This is a genomic window from Providencia sp. PROV210 (assembly GCF_028479445.1).
GTDB lineage: Bacteria > Pseudomonadota > Gammaproteobacteria > Enterobacterales > Enterobacteriaceae > Providencia > Providencia rustigianii.
On sequence record NZ_JAMPNQ010000005.1, the window covers coordinates 85,179 to 104,681 of the forward strand.

Below are 19,503 nucleotides of genomic sequence, written 5' to 3' on the forward strand. Positions count from 1 at the left end.
TAGTGTCGCTACTGGCAGGTTTTTATTATGGATTTTAGAAACGTCATTCGCAAAAATAACTTTCGTACTCGGTTAGTTGTGATGAGTTATATTTTTTTGATGCTGGTTATCGGATTACTTGCTGATACTGCAACTCATCCTGATGAGAGAATTGATTTTACCTCTAATCTGATTAGCTTTATGACGTTTCAACAGTTACCTGTAGCGACATTGATTATCTTAGGACTGACATTTCTTGGGTTGCTATATATTCATTTCTTCGGGCATAAATTGATGCTTGCGGGAATGAATGCCCGAGAAATTACTCAAGAAGGCGCATCAACTCCAGAAGAACGACAATTATTCAATATTCTCGAAGAGTTAAGTTTAAGTGCCACATTAGGCTATATTCCGCGTCTATATATTCTCGAAAGTGATGAACCTAATGCTTTTGCTGCCGGTTGGAATTCTCGAAATGCCTTAGTTGGCGTGACCCGAGGATTGTTGCAAACCTTAAACCGCCAAGAAGTACAAGCGGTGCTGGCTCACGAAGTCGGGCATATTATTCACGGGGATTCAAAGTTGACGCTGTATGTTGGGATCCTTGCCAACGTTATTCTGACCGTGACCAATTTATTTGCCCAAATCTTTATTCGCTCAGCGGGACGTAGCCGTAATAATTCTGCTAATAAAGCACAAACAATTTTATTATTACTGAATATCCTATTACCGATTATTACCCAAGTTCTCTATTTCTATTTATCTCGAACCCGTGAATATATGGCGGATGCTGCGGCAGTGGATTTGACGTCAGATAACCAAGCGATGATCAGCGCATTGAAGAAAATTTCAGGTAATCATCAGCAGCATGATTATGATGATCAAAGCACTGGTCAGGCGTACCGTAAGGCGGCCTATATTTTCAATAAAGGTGATTCGGTATTTTCAACGCACCCATCTATAGAAAATCGTATTGCAGCTTTAGAAGGGCGTAAACAGTTTTAATTATGCTGTAATACAAAACTGACGATGTTTTTTTATCAGAGTTTGATGACTGAGGCTGGTGCCGCGTGTCATTACCCCCTATAATTCCCGCCAACCATAACATTTTGCTGTTATGCATTTCATATCAAAATTTTTCAACCAGGTTACCATTTTATGACTGACACATCGCATCACTGTACCATTGTAGGTATATCGGGAGCCTCTGCATCTGGCAAAAGCCTAATTGCGAGTACCTTATATCGGGAATTAAGAGAAAAGGTCGGTGATCATAATATCGGTGTTATTCCAGAAGACTGCTACTATAAAGATCAAACAAATATTCCAATGGAAGAACGACTTAAGGTTAATTATGACCATCCGAACTCCATGGATCACAGCTTACTCTATGAACACCTTAAGGCACTAAAAAGTGGCCAATCCGTAGAGATTCCTCAGTACGACTATGTTGCTCATACCCGTAAAGAACAAACTATTAGTTTTAAACCAAAAAAAGTCATTATTATTGAAGGTATTCTATTATTAACGGATAAGCGTTTACGTGAAGAGATGGATTTCTCTATTTTTGTGGATACGCCATTGGATATCTGCTTAATGCGTCGTATTAAACGTGATGTTAATGAAAGGGGCAGAACCTTAGATTCAGTGATTGACCAGTACAATAAAACGGTACGTCCAATGTTTTTACAATTTATTGAGCCGTCAAAGCAATATGCCGATATTATCGTCCCTCGTGGTGGTAAAAATCGTGTGGCGATTGATATTTTGAAAGCTAAAATTGGTGAATTCTGTCAAGAGTAATTGTGCCACACATAACCAACGATAATACTGTTATGGATACATAAAATAATGAAGGGGGAAAGTGATCATGCGTCTTTGTGACCGCGATATAATTCAGTGGATGGATGAAGGTCGATTAGTTATTAACCCGCGCCCACCAATTGAACGAATCAATGGTGCGACTGCCGATGTGCGGCTTGGAAATCAATTCCGTGTTTTTCAAGGCCATACAGCGGCATTTATTGACCTTAGTGGACCCAAAGATGAGGTTACTGCGGCTTTAAATCGAGTCATGAGCGATGAAATTATCCTTAAAGACGATGAGCCTTTCTTCCTCCATCCAGGGGAGCTAGCCTTAGCAGTGACCCTTGAGTCTGTAACACTTCCTGATAACCTTGTTGGTTGGTTGGATGGTCGTTCATCTTTGGCTAGACTTGGTTTAATGGTTCACGTGACCGCCCACCGTATTGATCCAGGTTGGTGTGGCCAGATTGTATTAGAATTTTACAATTCAGGTAAATTGCCTTTAGCCCTGCGTCCGGGTATGGTGATTGGAGCACTGAGCTTTGAACCACTGTCAGGCAGCGCCGATCGTCCTTATAATAGTCGGCAGGATGCCAAATATAAAAACCAACAAGGTGCAGTTGGTAGCCGTATCAGCGAAGATTAATTGTTACGGTAAAGCGACAAGCGCTCCCCTTCTTAATGGAGTTGAAGGGGAAAACTTGCGTAAGCTTCAGGGACAGGTAGCTCAGGGTGTGACAAACAGAGTGAAAGAGAGGGAAGAATGAAACGTTTTTTGACGACACTGATTATTTTACTTGTTGTATTAGTGGCAGGACTCGCAGCTTTAGTGATGTTGGTTAACCCGAATGATTTTAGGGGCTACATAGTCGAACAAGTTGAGAAAAAAAGTGGTTATCAATTTGCCTTCAACGGTGATTTGCGTTGGCATGTATGGCCGACATTAAGCATTATTACCGGTCCAATCTCTGTTACTGCGCCTAATGCTACTCAACCAGTACTAAGTGCAGAAAATATGCGCTTAGACGTTGAATTATGGCCGCTTATCTCTCATCGATTGTCTGTAGAACAGGTAGTTATTGACGGTGCCGTCATCAGAAAAACGCCAGAAAGTGAAGCTGTCATCCAGCGTAAAGTGCCTATTGCCCCTGGCGGTAGTCAAGTTCCTGCAGAGCCATCAGATAAAAATCAATGGTTATTGGATATCAGTAAAATCGATATCACTAATAGTTTAGTTATCTGGCAAACTGCGAAAGATGAATACAATCTACGTAATATTAATTTGTCGTTGAAGAAAAATAATGACAAGCAAGTTTCGGTAAAATTCAGCGGTAATCTCAATAAAAATCAACAAGAACTGAATTTTGATCTTAATTCTGATGTGGATTTATCTAAATTATCTCAGCAAGTTAGTGGTCAGGTTACTCAGTTTGACTATCAGCTAAAAGGGGTTGACCTACCTGAAAATGGGATTACAGGAAAAGTCACAACAGATTTTCTATATACAAAGGCTGATACCAGCGCGGTAAATCTCAATAATTTAATTATCCAAGCGAATGACAGTGAGTTGAAGGGGAATATTCATGTTGGTTTAACTGATATTCCTGATATCGTCGTCAATTTATCATCGACTTCGCTAAATCTCGATAGCCTATTAGGGCAAGCCCCAGCATCTGGAAATAGCACAACACTTAATAATGCATCGGAAGATGTGGTCAATAATAATGAGCGTATTGGTGTTAAACCGGTTATTTCTGGTTCTAATATGGATAAATACGATCTCACTGGGCTGAAATCGTTTACTGCAAATATTAATGTGGCAGTGGATAGTTTAATTTATCGTGGAATGACCGTCACGATGGTACATTTTAATGCACAAAACCAATATCCTCGTTTAACTGTTTCTCAGTTAGAGGGACAAGCCTTTGGTGGGCAATTCTCTCTTCCTGTTACGGTTAATTACAGCGGAATTCCTGCACAAGTTTCTGCAAAGCCGAACTTTAAAAATATTGATTTAACTCCATTATTGAAAGCTTTCCATATGCCTGAAAAGCTCAGTGGAATTATCTCGCTAAATGCTGAGTTATCTGGTTCTGGCTATGATGATTATGCAGTAAAAAATCAATGGCAGGGGCCTCTTAACTTCGAGTTACGTGATGCCAAACTAGCAGATTTAAATATTCCTCAATTAATCCAACAGTCAATTTCTCGGGTGACCAATAAAATTAATGCACCAACCAATATGAATAACTTCACTGAAGTTGATTTATTTACGGTGTCTGGATATTTAAATAAAGGCAATATGAATATTGCCTCGCTACGCGCTACGTCTCCATTGTTAGGAATTACGGGGCAAGGGCGAGTGAATATTCCAAAAGAAACGATTGATGTGAATTTGGGGGTTAACATTCTAGGTGGCTGGGCTGGGGATTCTCGCCTAATCAAACAACTCAGTGGCGTAATTATACCACTGCGTATTTATGGCAGCTGGAACAACCTTCAATATCAACTAGATGTAGAGAAATTACTACGAAATGAAATTCGAACCCAAGCGAAAGAAGCAATAGGTAATTTTTTGAAAAAAGAAGAAGTTAAAGGGTTTGATGATTTACTAAATGCCTTGTAATTTAGGTATAGAGCCGCCCTTAATGGGCGGTTTATAATATTATGAAGTTTAGTTATTTATAACCATTCTCAGCATAATCACGCTTTCTTTGTGATCTTTCTGCAATTTTGTCAGAAAGGTCATAATAACCTCTCTGTGGCTCTATTTTTTTATCCTGCTGTTCTTCCTCTAACAGCTCTTTAGAGCTAGGGCTAGTTTCTTGGAGTTTCGTCATTTCATTTTTTAGTCGATTTATTTGACTATTTTCTGATTTATATTCTTTCTCCAATGATTCCAGATCTATTTTTTTAGATTTATGGTGCTTATAGCTTGAGCTATCCAGCTTATCTTTAAGTTCTGTGATTTTTTTTCCCAACTCGTTTATTTTATTATTTATATTTTTGAAAATAGGTAAATCATTTGTGATTAAATGTTTTGTAGGAATGTTTTCGCCAATAAAGAGGATGTCTTTTATAGAAGAAATGAGAGTATTCACTTCATTATGAAGTTGCTTTATATCTTTCAAATGAACTGTTTTTTTATCCGTTGTAACTTGTGGATGTTGCTGCGAATCATTCTTCACACTCTTTGCTGTACGAGTAAATTCTGTCGTTTTGCCTTGTTGATCTGTCACGCTCATACGGCGAATCTGAACTTGCGGTGAGGTATTTATAGCTTTCATCAGTAGAGTCTCAGTAAAAGTAAAATTATCAAATGAATTGAATTATTCAATGCGTAAATAATTTTTTCTTTTAAAAAACGCTACTGATTTGAAATAAAAAAATCTGCTCAGATTTAAAGCAAAAAAAATACCAGCTCAATATAGGATAAAGGCTGGTATTTAATCTTATATTAATCGCGATTAGTCATCGACATAATCATAATCATAACCATCACCTTCAGGTGCTGGTGGAGTGATTAAGACTTTATTGATACGGTGGCTTATTACCTCAAGAGGCTGGAAAGTACAGCCGTTAATCAGAACTTGCTCACCAACTTCAGGGACACGCTGTAAATGTTCCATCAATAGACCCGCGATAGTTTCATATTCACGTTTATCATCTAAAGGCATTGGAACATACATAATCAAATCTTCTAGCGGCATAAAGCCATTGGCAATCCAAGTGCCATCTTCTAGCTTTTGAATATCATGTCGTGAGTCATTTTCTTCATCACCCACGGGCAAGTTGCCTGCGATAGTTTCCATTACGTCAGTTAGCGTCACAATACCTTCAATTGAGCCAAACTCATCAACGACAAAGGCAAAGTGAGTATGAGCCTGACGGAACTGTTCTAATGCTTTTAACAATGACAAACCTTCAGGGAAGATCAGCGGTTGAGTGACTAAAGCACGTAAATCTAACGGCGCGCCACTGAGTTGCTGTTTCACTAAATCAAGGACATGGACAACACCGATAGGCTCATCGCTAATGGTTTCATCGACCATCACAAAACGAGAGTGAGGGTTCTTCTGCATCATTTGGAGTAAGTCGCTGGATGATTTATTAATATCTAAATAATCCACGTCATGACGGGAAGTCATAATACTTTCCACGTTACGCTGTGCCATGCCTAATACACGGGCAATCATTAAGCGTTCTTGAGGATCAAAAACAGACTGATTGTCCGAGATTAAATCAGAAGTTCGAGGGTCTAACTCACCGTGTTCTGTTTTGCCATTTAAAATACGTAATACCGCTTCAGCTGTACGCTCACGTAATGGGCGGGTACCGGTTAGGAATTTACGTCGGTTAAACTGAGCAAATTGGTTGAGTACCTCTATCATGATAGAGAAACCAATCGCGGCATACAGGTAACCTTTCGGAATGGCGTAACCAAAACCTTCTGCAACCAAGCTGAAACCAATCATCAATAAGAAGCTTAAACATAGGATGACGATGGTTGGATGCGCGTTAACAAAGCTGGTCAGTGGTTTACTTGCCCAGATCATTAACATCATGGCGATAGTGACCGCAGCAATCATCACTCCGATATGGTCAACCATACCGACTGCGGTGATAACGGAGTCAAGAGAAAATACCGCATCAAGTACGATGATTTGCGCTACAACCGCCCAGAAATTGGAGGTTTTGCGTTGATTATTTGTATGCTCGTCTTTACCTTCTAACCGTTCGTTTAGCTCCATTGTTGCTTTAAACAAGAGGAATATTCCCCCGAGCAACATGATAAGATCGCGGGCACTAAACGGGTGCTCAAAGAGGGTTAGGATAGGCTTGGTCAGCGTGATTAACCACGATAGGCTGAATAGTAAAATAACACGCATAACAAGGGCACACATTAACCCTGTGATACGAGCTTTATCACGCAGCTTAGGTGGAAGTTTATCTGCCAGAATGGCGATAAAAACAAGGTTATCAATACCAAGAACGATTTCTAGAACGATAAGGGTAGCGAGACCAGCCCAAATCGAAGGATCTGCGATCCATTCCATACAGTTTGTTTTACCTTCTGATATGACGGCTTATACCGACCGATGAATAATGAGGTTTATTGGCATAAATATCAATAAAAAATCACCTAACTTAAGTAATAATTGGCAAAAAATGATTCTATTGCGTTATCGATTGCATCAATAACTACCATGGAGAACCATCCTGAGTTAACATGTGATCCCGTTAACAGAATGTCAGCACAATCGATGCTGACTTGGTCCTAATCAGACAGGAGTTTTTCATGTCAAAGCAGCAGATTGGTGTTGTCGGAATGGCTGTCATGGGTCGTAATTTAGCCCTGAACATTGAAAGTCGCGGTTATTCAGTCTCTATCTATAACCGTTCACAAGATAAAACAGACGAAGTCATTGCCGAAAATCCAGGGAAAAAATTAGTTCCCAACTATACGATTGAAGAGTTTGTCGACTCTCTGGAGAAACCACGCCGTATCCTGTTGATGGTTAAAGCGGGCGAAGCAACAGATAAAACTATTGCTGCATTAACACCACATTTAGACAAAGGCGATATCTTAATCGATGGTGGTAACACACTGTATAAAGATACTATCCGCCGCAATCGTGAACTGTCAGAGCAAGGCTTTAACTTCATCGGGACAGGTGTTTCTGGTGGTGAAGAAGGCGCATTGAAAGGTCCTTCAATCATGCCTGGCGGTCAAAAAGAAGCTTACGAATTAGTTGCTCCAATCTTAAAAGAAATCGCAGCTAAAGCAGAAGGTGAACCTTGCGTGACTTACATCGGTCCAGATGGCGCAGGTCACTATGTGAAAATGGTTCACAACGGTATCGAATATGGCGATATGCAGCTAATCGCCGAAGCGTACTCTCTATTAAAAGGTTCTTTGAACTTAAATAATGAAGAGCTGGCTGAAATCTTTGGTGAGTGGAACCAAGGGGAGCTGAGCAGCTACTTGATCGAAATTACAGCCGATATCTTTAAGAAGAAAGACGAAGAAGGCACTTATCTGGTTGATGTAATTTTAGATGAAGCCGCTAACAAAGGTACGGGAAAATGGACTAGCCAAAGTGCGCTAGACTTAGGTATTCCATTGACGCTGATCACTGAGTCTGTTTTTGCTCGTTATCTTTCTTTCTTAAAAGACCAACGTGTTGCTGCATCCAAAGTATTAACGGGTCCTGTAGCGAAATCAGTTGAAGGCGATAAAAAAGTCTTTATTGAGAAAGTTCGCCGTGCACTTTACTTAGGTAAAATCGTCTCTTATGCACAAGGCTTCCAGCAATTAAAAGCGGCTTCAGATGAGTATAATTGGGATCTGAACTACGGTGAAATTGCAAAAATCTTCCGTGCGGGTTGTATTATTCGTGCGCAATTCCTGCAAAAAATCACTGATGCATACAATGACAATGCAAAAATTGCCAACTTACTGTTAGCACCATACTTCAAGCAAATTGCTGATGAATATCAACAAGCTCTGCGTGATGTGGTGTGCTACGGCGTGCAAAATGGTATCCCAACACCAACGTTCTCTGCGGCTATCTCATATTACGATAGCTACCGTTCAGCGGTACTGCCAGCGAATCTGATCCAAGCTCAGCGCGATTATTTCGGTGCTCATACCTATAAACGTACTGATAAAGACGGTGTTTTCCACACTGAGTGGATGGAATAAGTTATAGCCCCTCGGGGTTGATTCCATAACGTTAAAAAAAAGGTGCCTCATTGGGCACCTTTTTTGTTTTTCTTTTATTATTTAGCCACTTTCAGATTGGTCGCGTTTCTATTTTCCCCGCTTTCACATTAAATATCGCCATATAACTCAATTCCCAATAACGACAAGACTCCGTAGAAAAATAATGAAAATCAAAACAATAAGCTTAATGGTGATTGGCTTTATCTTTTTAGTCTTGATTCTATTTATCTCGGGCATGCTGTTATCTATGAATAACGGCGAATCTTCCTATGAAATTGATCAGAATGGCGAAAAAGTAGGGCACAGCATCTATACCATTTATCACGGTAAGGTTTATGCCAGTGTTCCCAGCAACGGTAAATATGTAATTGATGAAGCGGACCCGGTTAGTTTTCAGTTACTCTCTGAAGAGTCTTACTATGAACGGCAGTTTGGTATCGATAAGAATCACGCTTATTGTGGCAACTTGATTATTTCTAGCTTTAATCCTAAAACGGCGAAATCGATAGGAAACAGTTATTTTACGGATGGAAATCAAACGGTGTATTGCGCAATGGGGTCGGTGATAAATGACGACCTTTCAACGCTTGATGAACTGACTCAAACATGGCTACATGGTTGGGGTTTAGGAAAAAAGCCCCAAACCTATATTTATCCTATGATACCGTTACCTGTTTCTCCGACGCTTTATCGGCCATTACTCAAATTATATCTCGTGACTGATGGTCAGCGAGTATTTTATAAAGGCGAGTATATGCCGAATGCTGATCCACAACAGTTACAGGATATTGGGTCATTACAATACGATGATTCAGTACGGGATAGTCATCAATTTTATCGTGATAATCTGAATGTGTATTTTCAACAATATCTATTGCCAATCAAAAGTCATTCTGGCCTATACACGTTAACATTAGATGGTTTGCACCAAGAGGGATATTTAATCGATCCTGAGTCCGGAATAGTGTCGATGAATGATCTTGTTTTTCCTGAGATAAATGCGCCGTATCATTTAATCAGTCGGCATGGTAGTCATGTAAATCAAGCCCTATTTTTATCAAAAAATGGCGTATTTTTTTATCATCGAGAAAAAGAAATTATTGTTCGTGCAGGTGATAATCCGTTTGTCTCTGGGGAGTTGAAAGAAATAGCCCCCTCTGTGTTTACTCACCATAATCAAACCTATTATTTGCAAGACTCGGAGCTATGGGGAACCAATAGAAGCCCAGGGTTGATTTCCCGTAGCACGAAAATTTATCGACTTAATGAAAGTAATGTATCGCCTTGGGAAAAGGTTGGTAGCCTAGATAATCATTATTTCGGTGAGGTTTGGCGAAAGGGAAATGAGTATTACTATTTTGATAATCTAGGCTCAACTCAAGGTATTCGGCGTACTATTTATCGAATTATTGATCAAAACATGGCGATACGCTTAGTGAATGAACGGTTTCTACCTCGAGATCTTCGTAAATTAATTGATGATGAGAAACTTGTGCCAGTACAAGGTACTGAGCTTGTTCAAGCGATCACTAAGTATCGATAAGATTCGATTTATAGGCAGACATTCTGATATTATCGTTAGCTATTTTAAAAATTGAATAAATAATATTCATCTGCTTAGAATCGGTCATATGCATAAATTTCTCACGCTCCTGCTTTTATTAGTTTTATTAGGCCCTTTGGGAATAGATTTATATTTACCTACTATTCCTAAAATTGCTGAAGACTTAAAGAGTAGTGAATCTGTCATTCAATCTACCATTGGGTTATTTATCCTCATACTTGGGATTGGGCAACTTATATCAGGACCGTTGGTTGACCGATATGGGCGAAAACCAGTCGCAATTATTGGTTTAGTTGTCTATTTAATCGGCGCAATCGTCGCTGCATTTTCAACGACCGCTGGAATGTTTATTGCCTCGCGATTACTGCAAGGAGCTGCGGTATGTTGTACATCAGTCGTGGCATTTAGCTGTGTTCGTGACCGAATGAATGGTACTGACGCAGCTCGTGCTTTTGGTTTTTTAAATGGCACATTGAATATCGTTCCTGCACTTGCACCTTTATTAGGTGGGCTATTAGCCGAGGCATGGGGATGGCGAGCCCCATTTTGGTTCCTCGCACTTTATGCGGTGGTTATCTTTATTTTAATTATTATGTTCTTGCCCGAAACTCGACCTGCAAGTTTGCAGCAAATTAAAAAACTTCAGTTTAAAAATTATTTCCGAATTTTGACGAGTGAACATTTCTTTATTTTTTCGTTGGTCAATGCGGGGGCCATGGGAATGGCGCTCACCTATGTCTCTCTCGCTCCTAGCGTATTAATGGGGGATGCACAGCTCAGCCCATTAGAATTTTCGATTGTATTTGGTGTTAATGGTTTTTGGATCATGCTAGCAAGCTACTTTGCCAATTACTGTATTCGTAAAATGGGACGTCCGGCTTGCCTCTCTATCGGTAGTGTGATGATGGCATTAGGTTGTGCGGGACTATTGTTAGGCTTGACCTTGCTATCTCCGCAAACACAAACCCATTGGTTGGTGTATATGCTCCCAGTTGCTTGCGCTTGTACAGGATTAGCGTTCATGATGGGAACTGCAACCAGCTATGCCTTAGAGCCTTTTGGTAATGAAGCGGGAGCCGCTTCGGCGCTGGTGGGCTTCGTTCAAATGGCGGGAGGTGCTGCGCTTGGTTTATGTGCGATTGCATTGCCGATGGAACCGAAACTGTCACTGGCTTTAGTGATGCTAGCAGGATGTATTTTTGGCATTATCGCCAGAAAAACCAGCATCAAACGAGCCACTATTATTGAAAAGGTTGCATAGTAATGATGATAAGTAACCCTAGATTAAAACAGCCGAGGATAGGCTAAGGGTGATGTAAGTGAACGCGATTACATCACCATAGACAGCGTTCTATGGTAACGAAACAGATTACAAGGTGACTTACCATGAAAAAGAAACATTGGTCTAAATATCAATTACTGCATGAAGTTGTGCAAAATCCGAATATTCATATTAAAGGCTGTCACAGCTATTACAGTGACTGCTGGGATAATGGGTTTGAGCAATCCGTTGTTCGCTATTTGCAAGGTGACGAGCAGAGCCGAGATTGGCAATTAGCCTGGAATGTAGACCAACTCTATATTGGCGATTATGTGTGTATTGGCAGTGAAGCCGTTATTTTGATGGGTGGAAATCATACCCATCGAATGGACTGGTTTTGTGTATATCCTTTTATTGAGCATATTGAAGACGCGTATGTCGGTAAAGGGGATACCGTGATTGCTGATGGCGTATGGATTGGGATGCGTGCATTTATTATGCCGGGCATTAATCTTGGTGAAGGTGCGGTCATTGCGGCGAATAGCATGGTCACTAAAGACGTGCCACCTTACACGATTGTTGGTGGCAACCCAGCAAAACCGATCGGCACTCGATTTTCGCCAGATATTATTGAACAGCTTCTTGCATTGAAAATTTATGATTGGAGTGAAACGAAGTTTTCAGCACTGAGAGCATTTATTTGCCAAACGGATTTTCTCGCATTGAAAAATGCCAGTGAAGAATATGATAAGGAAAACTAATTCTTCATGAATTACTGACTATGTGGGCTATCAATCGATAGCCCTTTTTTCGGAATAATCCCCATGAATACTATGGTTATAAGGGTGTATTTATAGTCGTAAAAAGAGTAAATTGGTATTGAGTAAAAATAGCCGTTACCATCAATGCAGTATCAATTCGAGTAGGCCACTATGAGAAAATTGATAAGCAGATCTCTGAGTACCTTGGTTTTTATCGGTTATTTACTATCATCCAATCTCTATGCATCATCTGAAGTCTCCATTGCTAGCCCTGCACCAGTCAGTATTTTTAATGTTGAAGTTAAATATAATGATGAGCTTGATGAGTTTGAGCTAACTGGCGTTGTCACCAATATTTCGAATGTTGTTCTATATCAAACCTATATTGGCTTTGACTTACTCAAAGATGATATGTGGGTCGGTGAAATTAACTATAAGATTCAAAAATCTATCAAGCCTAATCAGAAGGTTTTTTTTATCCGAACACTTCCTCCAATGGAAATTACCCCAAATGGATTTAGCATTAACGAGACATTAGCAACCTATTACTTAGACTATCAACATTGATAATTGGTAGGGATGCCAACAGTTAGACTGTTGGCATCCAACATGACAAACTCACTCGACTTCAGTACGAATAAATTCCACTAGAGTAGGCTTTGCAATTCTTTGATAATCATGGGTATTAAGAATAATTGATCGTTCAAGGCTGCCCGCATTGAAGGCTAATTCTTCAAATCGAGTAAAGAGATAAGGGTCTGCAATCAGTGTTAATGAAGGATGAAAACTGAAAGGAGGAATTGCACCAAAGACACAGTGGGTTAGCTCATCGACCTCTTTAGGGCTGGCGAGTGAGGCTCGCGTTCCACCAATAGCCTTTGCTATCTTGCTTAAATCTGCTTGCTGATCTGCTGGAAGAATCGCTAATACATGCTGGCGAAGACCGTTTCCTTTCACATGGCAAACGAGTCCTTTAGCCCCTTGCCCTAACTGAGTTCCCCGTATTTTAGCAACTTCTTCAGATTTACCCGCCGTTGGGTGCTCAATCACACGATACTTTGCATGATGATTATCAAGTAACTGAGTTAATTGCGTAAAAATTCCATTATCAGACACAACATTCACCTTTTAAATTCACATCGAATGAGGGGAATGATAGCAAGTTCAAGAGGAGAAACAATGGCAGTTTGCGAAGAAAAAAGGTGCCTATAGGATTAGGCACCGGATAGAAATTATTGATGACGTTCTTTCAAGCGTTTTATTATTGCACTTAAATCTAAGTCCTGATCTTGCAATAATACCATTAAGTGGTACATCAAATCGGCCGCTTCATTGGTTAACTCTTCACGATCATTGACTGTAGCGGCAAGTGCGGTCTCAACACCTTCTTCACCTACTTTCTGTGCGATACGCTTAGTGCCGCTAGCGTATAGACGTGCGGTATAGGAGCTTTCAGGCGAGGCGTTCTTGCGTTCTTTCAATAGGGTTTCTAACTCATAGAGAAAACCCCAATCGCTCTGGGCTGGTGCAAAGCAGCTAGTGGTGCCATTATGGCACGTTGGACCATCAGGCAGCGCCATAGCAAGTAGTGTGTCATTATCGCAGTCGGCAACAATATCCACTAAATTAAGGAAGTTGTTAGAGGTTTCCCCCTTGGTCCATAGACGCTGTTTAGTTCTGGAGAAAAACGTGACTTTACGGCTATCTAGCGTTACTTGTAGCGCTTGTTGATTCATATAACCCAGCATCAGCACTTCGCCAGAAATTGCGTGTTGGACAACCACAGGCATTAAATTATCGACTTTCTGCCATGCAAGCTGGTTACATTGTTCTGTAGTTAACATACTCTAATTTGAACTCCATTTTCTGCTAGGAATTGCTTTAAGTCACCGATGTTGATGATTTGCTTATGGAACACTGAAGCGGCTAAAGCGCCATCGACTCCCGCTTCACTAAAAGCATCGAGGAAGTGAACTTTTTCGCCTGCACCGCCAGAGGCGATGAGTGGAACTTGACAAACCTCACGAACTTTTTTCAGTTGTACCAGATCGTAACCTTGACGTACACCATCTTGGTTCATCATATTCAACACGATTTCACCTGCACCGCGTTGCTGGGCTTCTTTCACCCAATCAAGGGTTTTCCAGCGAGTTTGTGTGGTGCGTTTTTCATCCCCAGTGAACTGGTAAACCAGATACTCATTGGTTTCTGCATCAAACCAAGTATCAATTCCCACGACAATACATTGTACCCCAAAGCGATCTGCAAGGCGGCTAATCAGAGTTGGATCAGAAAGTGCAGGGGAGTTAATAGAAATTTTATCAGCGCCGAAAGAGAGAATTTGCGCCGCATCATCAACACTTTTAATACCACCCGCCACGCAAAAAGGAATATCGATCACTTCTGCAACTTTAGCGACCCAACTTTTATCGACGACACGGCCATCAGAGGATGCGGTAATATCGTAGAAAACCAGTTCATCCGCACCTTCTTGAGCATAGCGCTGTGCTAATGGAACGATATCACCGATAATTTCGTGGTTACGAAATTGGACACCTTTGACGACTTGCCCGTCACGTACATCCAAACAAGGAATTATGCGTTTTGCCAACATTTGATTGCCTCCGCAACGGTAAATTTACCTTCCAATAAGGCGCGCCCAACGATCACGCCAGCAGCACCTGAAGCAGGAATAGCGGCGATATCATTTAGATTACCAATTCCACCAGAAGCTTGAATTTCAATATCAGGAAATTTTTGACTTATTTCACGGTATAAACTGACATTTGAACCTGACAACGTGCCATCTTTCGAGATATCGGTACAAAGGACATGTTTTAGTCCATAAGGACGATATATTTCAATGGATTGCTCAAGGGTTAAATTCGAATTTTCTTGCCAACCACTGATCGCAATTTCTTTCACACCGTCAGCATTAATACGTACATCTAATGCTAAAACAATGGCTTCTCCGCCATAACGTTGGAACCATGTTTTTACCAGTTCTGGTTTGGTGACGGCAGTTGAACCAATCACCACACGGGTTGCACCTGCGTCTAATAACGCTTTTACATCTTCTTCTGTACGAATACCACCGCCGACCTGTACCGGAACTGAGACCCCTGCAAGTAGCTTTTTCAGTAGTGGGATTTGGCGCTTTTGTGGATCTTTCGCTCCCGTTAAGTCGACTAAATGCAGGAGTTTAGCCCCTTGTTTTTCATAATCTTGTAAGCGCGGTAACGGGTCATTACCGTAATCTGTCTGTTTGGCGTAATCCCCTTGATGTAGCCGAACAACGGTACCATCGATTAAGTCTAAAGCTGGAATGATCATGGTTTTACATCTCCAAAAAGTTTTGGATCAAGCGAGCACCCGCGGCACCCGAACGTTCTGGGTGGAATTGCACGCCATAGAAATTATCTTTATTCACGGCACTGCTAAACCAATTGCCATATTGTGTTTGCGCGATGGTGTTGGCGGAAATAGGCATTGAATAGCTGTGTACGAAATAAAAATAGGCATCGTCGCTGATCCCTTTAAATAAGGAATTGCCCGCGAGTGCTTTCACTTGATTCCATCCACTGTGGGGAACGGGTAACCCATTAGCATCCATTTTACGCACTGGGCTATCGATTAATCCTAACAGTGGCACTTCTGTTTGACCTTCTTCACTTAAGCTACCGAGTAATTGCATTCCCAAACAAATGCCCAACACAGGCTGAGTTAATGCTTTAATCAATGGAGTTAATTCGCGCTCTTCGAGTTTTTCCATCGCGGCGCTAGCCGTACCGACTCCGGGTAAAAAGACTTTATCAGCTTGTAGAATGGTGTTGGTATCACGGCTGATAATGGGGTCGTAGCCTAACCTTTTGACGGCATAAGCAACAGACGCTAAGTTTGCACAGCCAGTATCCAGAATAACCACGGTCATCACAGCACCCCTTTGGAGCTTGGTAAAGTATCCCCTTCAACGCGGATAGCTTGGCGTAGGGTACGACCGAACACTTTAAACAGGCTTTCTGCTTTGTGGTGATCGTTTTTCCCTTTGGTTTTCAGGTGCAGAGTGCAGCCCATCGCATAGGATAACGAACTGAAAAAGTGTTCAATCATCTCTGTGCTTAAATCACCAACGCGTTGATACTTGAATTCAGCTTTATATTCGAGGTGTGGGCGACCGGAAATATCCAGTGCACAACGTGCTTGGCATTCATCCATGGGTAGAACAAAACCGAAACGGGCAATGCCACGCTTATCCCCAAGAGCGACGCGTAATGCTTCACCTAGCGCTAAGCCGGTATCCTCCACGGAATGGTGATCATCTATAAACAGGTCACCATTAACTTCAACGTTTAGGCGGAAACCGCCATGAGTCGCGATTTGGTCAAGCATGTGGTCAAAGAAACCCACACCAGTACTGATTTTGCTGCCACCTTCTTGGTCTAACCACACTTCAACTTGAATATTGGTTTCTTTGGTCGTGCGTTGAACGAGAGCATGACGATTACGTTTTGTCAGCTGGCTGGTGATGGCATCCCAATCGAGTTCATTAGCGTTGTAACGTAATCCCTTGATCCCCATATTTTGAGCCAGCTGAATATCCGTTTCGCGATCGCCAATCACATAGCTATTTTCAGTATCGAGTACACCTTCGTTAAGGTAGCTTTCCACCAATTTCGTTTTTGGCTTACGACAGTCACAATTATCTGCTGGCATATGCGGGCAAATGAGTACTTCATCAAAGCGGATACCTTGAGATTCAAACACCTGCATCATCAGATTATGAGGTGGCTCAAAATCCTCTGTTGGGAAACTGGCTGTGCCTAGACCGTCTTGATTGGTGATCATCACTAAGCGGTAGTTGGCTTTTTGTAATGCCAATAGGCTTGGGATCACATTATTTTCAAACGCTAACTTGCTTAAGCTATCTACTTGAAAATCAGTAGGTGGCTCAGAAATTAAGGTTCCATCACGGTCGATAAAAAGAATTTTCTGGCTCATAACTATTCCCTAATCAGCAAAGTGCTTTAATAGCTTCAATGACACGGACATTTTCAATTTCTGTCCCAATGGTGATCCGCAGGCAGTCAACCAACCCCGGCTGTTTGCTTTGGTCTCTTAAAATAATGCCTTGATCCCAAAGTGCTTTGAAAACACGGGCACCATCTTTAAAACGCACCAAAATGTAGTTGGTTTCGCTGGGATAAACCGTTTCAACGACGGATAACTCACGCAGTGCTTCAGAAAGTGCGATGCGATTTTTTCTAATCCCTTCGACACGTTTTTTCATGGTGGTGACACCATCATTATTCAGTGCTTGCGCTGCGATAACCGCAACAGGTGTTGAGAGTGGGTAAGGCGCGATCACTTTCAGTAAAACTTCGATCACTTCAGGGGACGCTAAGGTAAATCCACAGCGTAATCCTGCCAGTGCGAAAGCTTTGGACAGTGTTCTTAAAATGACTAAGTTAGGATATTTTTCTAGCCAACTCGCGACACTAAATTCAGGGCAAAATTCAATATAAGCTTCATCCACCACCACTAATGCACGTCCAGCCGCCATGTCTAAAACTTCTAGCAGTGCTTTATTGTCGATGATATTGCCGGTCGGATTATTTGGGCTACAAATATAAATCAGTTTCGTGTTGGACAGGTTTTCACGGATCGACGGGATATTGAGTGACCAATCTGGTAGCGATAGGATTTTTTTCTGTTCAACACCAAAGGTTTCTGCGCTAACACTGTACATGCCATAAGTTGGTGGACAAAACATCACGGCATCTTTTCCCGGCTCACAAAATGCGCGGATTAACAATTCGATGGATTCATCGGCTCCGCGACAAACAAGAACTTGCTCCGGAGAAATCCCTGCATAAGCGGCATAATTTTGAATCACTTCAGCAGGCTGTGCTTCAGGGTAGCGGTTCAAATTACGTTCGTTAAATTGGTAATCCGGTGCGGTCGGGTATTCATTGGCGTTAAGCCATACATCCCCGTTGCCCCCAAGGCGGCGTGCCGACATATAGGGGGTCATAATTTTTACATTTTCGCGTGCTAGGCTGGCGGCATTAAACGTCTGGCTCATGATTCACTCCTGATTTTGTTTTTTTAGTTCGGAGACTCGTAGGGTAACGGCGTTTTTGTGGGCAGTGAGTTGCTCAGCTTGTGCCAGTGTTTCAATGGTTTTAGCCAATCCTAATAGTCCCTGAGCAGAGAGTTTTTGCACGGTCATTCTCTTCATAAAGTCAGCTAAGCCTAGGCTCGAATAGGTGGCGGTATAGCCATAAGTCGGTAATACGTGATTGGTTCCTGATGCATAATCTCCCGCAGATTCTGGTGACCAATCGCCGACAAAAACAGATCCTGCGTTGGTGATTAATTCTACGAGATCATCTGCATTGCGAGTTTGTAGTATTAAGTGTTCAGGTCCGTAGCTGTTACTGATTTCCACACATTGGTCAATGGAATCGGCAATAATCACTCGGCTGGCACTCAGGGCTTCACGTGCTATTGACGCACGAGACAGCGTCGCTAACTGTTTTTCAGTTTCTACGATAACTCGCTGAGCAAAATCTTCATCATCAGTCAGTAAAATAACTTGTGAATCTGGACCGTGTTCAGCTTGAGATAATAAATCAGAAGCAGTAAATGCAGGATTTGCTTGGCGGTCTGCAATCACTAAAACTTCAGAAGGTCCCGCTGGCATATCAATTGCTGCACCGTCGTAGCTTTGGCTCACTTGGCGTTTAGCTTCTGTTACATAGGCATTTCCCGGACCAAAAATTTTGTCAACACTAGGAATACTTTCTGTACCAAATGCCATTGCTGCAATGGCTTGGGCTCCGCCGACTTGGAAAATATCGGTGATACCACACAGCTTAGCGGCATATAAGATTTCATCTGCAATCGGTGGGGGGGAGCAGAGAATAATTTTACGGCAACCTGCAATATTAGCGGGAGTACCCAACATCATTACGGTAGAAAGTAATGGGGCTGAGCCACCGGGAATGTACAAGCCAACAGAATCAATTGGACGAGTCACTTGCTGGCATACGACTCCTGCTTGAGTCTCTACAGTAATGGGTTCAGGTTTTTGCGTTTCGTGAAAACGACGGATATTTGCAATGGCCGTTTTCATCGCTGTTTTGATGTCATCACCAAGGCGAGCTTGGGCTTCTTCAACAGCATTCGGTGAAATACGAACAGACGAAATCGCTGTTTTGTCAAAACGTTGACTGAGTACTTTGAGGGCAATGTCACCCTCTTGGCGAACGTGATCAATGATTTGACTAACAGCAGCGCTAATATTGCCTGATGCGGCGATAGCAGGGCGCATCAGCAGGGTATTTTGCTGTTCTTCGCTGCAAGTTGACCAGCGAATTGGTTGATTGAATCCCAGTTCCATGGT

Annotated in this window: 19 protein-coding genes; 9 read left to right on the forward strand and 10 right to left on the reverse strand. The window is 41.7% G+C overall.

The genetic code is table 11. From position 1 onward, the window contains the following. The first annotated feature begins 27 nt into the window (after positions 1–27). The 4 genes from htpX to asmA all read left to right on the forward strand — a co-directional run bounded on the left by htpX (position 28) and on the right by asmA (position 4,411). Entirely contained in the window at positions 28–984 is a 957-nt protein-coding gene (gene htpX, locus PR761_RS04560; protein ID WP_006812673.1) for a zinc metalloprotease HtpX, read from the forward strand. Positions 985–1,137: 153 nt separating this feature from the next. After that, complete coding sequence (gene udk / locus PR761_RS04565) at positions 1,138–1,782, forward strand: uridine kinase (protein ID WP_006812672.1); 645 nt, start codon at positions 1,138–1,140, stop codon at positions 1,780–1,782. A gap of 67 nt (positions 1,783–1,849) precedes the next feature. Further along, a complete protein-coding gene (dcd, locus tag PR761_RS04570; RefSeq protein WP_006812671.1) occupies positions 1,850–2,431 on the forward strand; it encodes a dCTP deaminase in 582 nt (193 codons plus the stop codon). A 117-nt stretch (positions 2,432–2,548) separates the two neighbouring features. Continuing rightward, complete coding sequence (gene asmA, locus PR761_RS04575; protein WP_126436550.1) at positions 2,549–4,411, forward strand: outer membrane assembly protein AsmA; 1,863 nt, start codon at positions 2,549–2,551, stop codon at positions 4,409–4,411. Positions 4,412–4,463: 52 nt separating this feature from the next. Here the strand turns inward: asmA and PR761_RS04580 are convergent, their stop codons facing one another. Together PR761_RS04580 and PR761_RS04585 are read right to left on the reverse strand one after the other, a co-directional pair. Then, positions 4,464–5,072 (reverse strand): hypothetical protein, encoded by a 609-nt coding sequence (locus PR761_RS04580; protein WP_006812668.1) that lies wholly within the window; start codon positions 5,070–5,072, stop codon positions 4,464–4,466. 180 nt (positions 5,073–5,252) lie between these two features. Continuing rightward, positions 5,253–6,842 (reverse strand): TerC family protein, encoded by a 1,590-nt coding sequence (locus tag PR761_RS04585; RefSeq protein ID WP_154611010.1) that lies wholly within the window; start codon positions 6,840–6,842, stop codon positions 5,253–5,255. A 242-nt stretch (positions 6,843–7,084) separates the two neighbouring features. On the opposite strand from PR761_RS04585, the gene gndA reads away from it, so the two are divergent. The 5 genes from gndA to PR761_RS04610 all read left to right on the forward strand — a co-directional run bounded on the left by gndA (position 7,085) and on the right by PR761_RS04610 (position 12,665). After that, a complete protein-coding gene (gene gndA, locus PR761_RS04590; protein ID WP_006812666.1) occupies positions 7,085–8,491 on the forward strand; it encodes an NADP-dependent phosphogluconate dehydrogenase in 1,407 nt (468 codons plus the stop codon). A 184-nt stretch (positions 8,492–8,675) separates the two neighbouring features. Further along, on the forward strand, positions 8,676–10,055 hold the full coding sequence (locus PR761_RS04595) for a DKNYY domain-containing protein (protein WP_006812665.1): 1,380 nt from the start codon (positions 8,676–8,678) through the stop codon (positions 10,053–10,055). An 88-nt stretch (positions 10,056–10,143) separates the two neighbouring features. After that, positions 10,144–11,337 carry a multidrug effflux MFS transporter gene (locus PR761_RS04600; RefSeq protein WP_006812664.1) on the forward strand — a complete coding sequence of 398 codons (1,194 nt, stop codon included), beginning with the start codon at positions 10,144–10,146 and terminating at the stop codon, positions 11,335–11,337. A gap of 125 nt (positions 11,338–11,462) precedes the next feature. Continuing rightward, a complete protein-coding gene (locus PR761_RS04605; RefSeq protein ID WP_112836430.1) occupies positions 11,463–12,098 on the forward strand; it encodes a CatB-related O-acetyltransferase in 636 nt (211 codons plus the stop codon). Between the two features lie 171 nt (positions 12,099–12,269). Beyond that, on the forward strand, positions 12,270–12,665 hold the full coding sequence (locus tag PR761_RS04610; protein ID WP_006812662.1) for a hypothetical protein: 396 nt from the start codon (positions 12,270–12,272) through the stop codon (positions 12,663–12,665). A gap of 51 nt (positions 12,666–12,716) precedes the next feature. Here PR761_RS04610 and PR761_RS04615 read toward each other — a convergent pair whose 3' ends face one another. From PR761_RS04615 to hisD, 8 genes are all read right to left on the reverse strand, one after another. Then, on the reverse strand, positions 12,717–13,214 hold the full coding sequence (locus tag PR761_RS04615) for a YbaK/prolyl-tRNA synthetase associated domain-containing protein (protein WP_039853974.1): 498 nt from the start codon (positions 13,212–13,214) through the stop codon (positions 12,717–12,719). Positions 13,215–13,330: 116 nt separating this feature from the next. Beyond that, positions 13,331–13,942 carry a bifunctional phosphoribosyl-AMP cyclohydrolase/phosphoribosyl-ATP diphosphatase HisIE gene (gene hisIE, locus PR761_RS04620; RefSeq protein ID WP_006812660.1) on the reverse strand — a complete coding sequence of 204 codons (612 nt, stop codon included), beginning with the start codon at positions 13,940–13,942 and terminating at the stop codon, positions 13,331–13,333. Further along, a complete protein-coding gene (gene hisF, locus PR761_RS04625; RefSeq protein ID WP_006812659.1) occupies positions 13,936–14,712 on the reverse strand; it encodes an imidazole glycerol phosphate synthase subunit HisF in 777 nt (258 codons plus the stop codon). The genes hisIE and hisF overlap by 7 nt, the downstream gene beginning before the upstream one ends. Next, a complete protein-coding gene (gene hisA, locus PR761_RS04630; RefSeq protein ID WP_154611011.1) occupies positions 14,694–15,431 on the reverse strand; it encodes a 1-(5-phosphoribosyl)-5-[(5-phosphoribosylamino)methylideneamino]imidazole-4-carboxamide isomerase in 738 nt (245 codons plus the stop codon). Before hisA ends, hisF begins: the two co-directional genes overlap by 19 nt. A 4-nt stretch (positions 15,432–15,435) precedes the next feature. Continuing rightward, on the reverse strand, positions 15,436–16,029 hold the full coding sequence (gene hisH / locus PR761_RS04635) for an imidazole glycerol phosphate synthase subunit HisH (protein ID WP_154611012.1): 594 nt from the start codon (positions 16,027–16,029) through the stop codon (positions 15,436–15,438). Next, complete coding sequence (hisB, locus tag PR761_RS04640; protein ID WP_006812656.1) at positions 16,029–17,096, reverse strand: bifunctional histidinol-phosphatase/imidazoleglycerol-phosphate dehydratase HisB; 1,068 nt, start codon at positions 17,094–17,096, stop codon at positions 16,029–16,031. Before hisB ends, hisH begins: the two co-directional genes overlap by 1 nt. Positions 17,097–17,109: 13 nt before the next feature. Further along, entirely contained in the window at positions 17,110–18,180 is a 1,071-nt protein-coding gene (gene hisC, locus PR761_RS04645) for a histidinol-phosphate transaminase (protein WP_006812655.1), read from the reverse strand. A gap of 3 nt (positions 18,181–18,183) precedes the next feature. Beyond that, positions 18,184–19,500 (reverse strand): histidinol dehydrogenase, encoded by a 1,317-nt coding sequence (gene hisD / locus PR761_RS04650; protein WP_154611013.1) that lies wholly within the window; start codon positions 19,498–19,500, stop codon positions 18,184–18,186. Positions 19,501–19,503: the final 3 nt, after the last annotated feature.

Bases quoted from the DNA above. Each gene is read 5' to 3' on its own strand.
- htpX (WP_006812673.1), top strand. From the start codon at position 28: ATGGATTTTAGAAACGTCATTCGCAAAAATAACTTTCGTACTCGGTTA.
- udk (WP_006812672.1), top strand. From the start codon at position 1,138: ATGACTGACACATCGCATCACTGTACCATTGTAGGTATATCGGGAGCC.
- dcd (WP_006812671.1), top strand. From the start codon at position 1,850: ATGCGTCTTTGTGACCGCGATATAATTCAGTGGATGGATGAAGGTCGA.
- asmA (WP_126436550.1), top strand. From the start codon at position 2,549: ATGAAACGTTTTTTGACGACACTGATTATTTTACTTGTTGTATTAGTG.
- PR761_RS04580 (WP_006812668.1), bottom strand. From the start codon at position 5,072: ATGAAAGCTATAAATACCTCACCGCAAGTTCAGATTCGCCGTATGAGC.
- PR761_RS04585 (WP_154611010.1), bottom strand. From the start codon at position 6,842: ATGGAATGGATCGCAGATCCTTCGATTTGGGCTGGTCTCGCTACCCTT.
- gndA (WP_006812666.1), top strand. From the start codon at position 7,085: ATGTCAAAGCAGCAGATTGGTGTTGTCGGAATGGCTGTCATGGGTCGT.
- PR761_RS04595 (WP_006812665.1), top strand. From the start codon at position 8,676: ATGAAAATCAAAACAATAAGCTTAATGGTGATTGGCTTTATCTTTTTA.
- PR761_RS04600 (WP_006812664.1), top strand. From the start codon at position 10,144: ATGCATAAATTTCTCACGCTCCTGCTTTTATTAGTTTTATTAGGCCCT.
- PR761_RS04605 (WP_112836430.1), top strand. From the start codon at position 11,463: ATGAAAAAGAAACATTGGTCTAAATATCAATTACTGCATGAAGTTGTG.
- PR761_RS04610 (WP_006812662.1), top strand. From the start codon at position 12,270: ATGAGAAAATTGATAAGCAGATCTCTGAGTACCTTGGTTTTTATCGGT.
- hisIE (WP_006812660.1), bottom strand. From the start codon at position 13,942: ATGTTAACTACAGAACAATGTAACCAGCTTGCATGGCAGAAAGTCGAT.
- hisF (WP_006812659.1), bottom strand. From the start codon at position 14,712: ATGTTGGCAAAACGCATAATTCCTTGTTTGGATGTACGTGACGGGCAA.
- hisA (WP_154611011.1), bottom strand. From the start codon at position 15,431: ATGATCATTCCAGCTTTAGACTTAATCGATGGTACCGTTGTTCGGCTA.
- hisH (WP_154611012.1), bottom strand. From the start codon at position 16,029: ATGACCGTGGTTATTCTGGATACTGGCTGTGCAAACTTAGCGTCTGTT.
- hisB (WP_006812656.1), bottom strand. From the start codon at position 17,096: ATGAGCCAGAAAATTCTTTTTATCGACCGTGATGGAACCTTAATTTCT.
- hisC (WP_006812655.1), bottom strand. From the start codon at position 18,180: ATGAGCCAGACGTTTAATGCCGCCAGCCTAGCACGCGAAAATGTAAAA.
- hisD (WP_154611013.1), bottom strand. From the start codon at position 19,500: ATGGAACTGGGATTCAATCAACCAATTCGCTGGTCAACTTGCAGCGAA.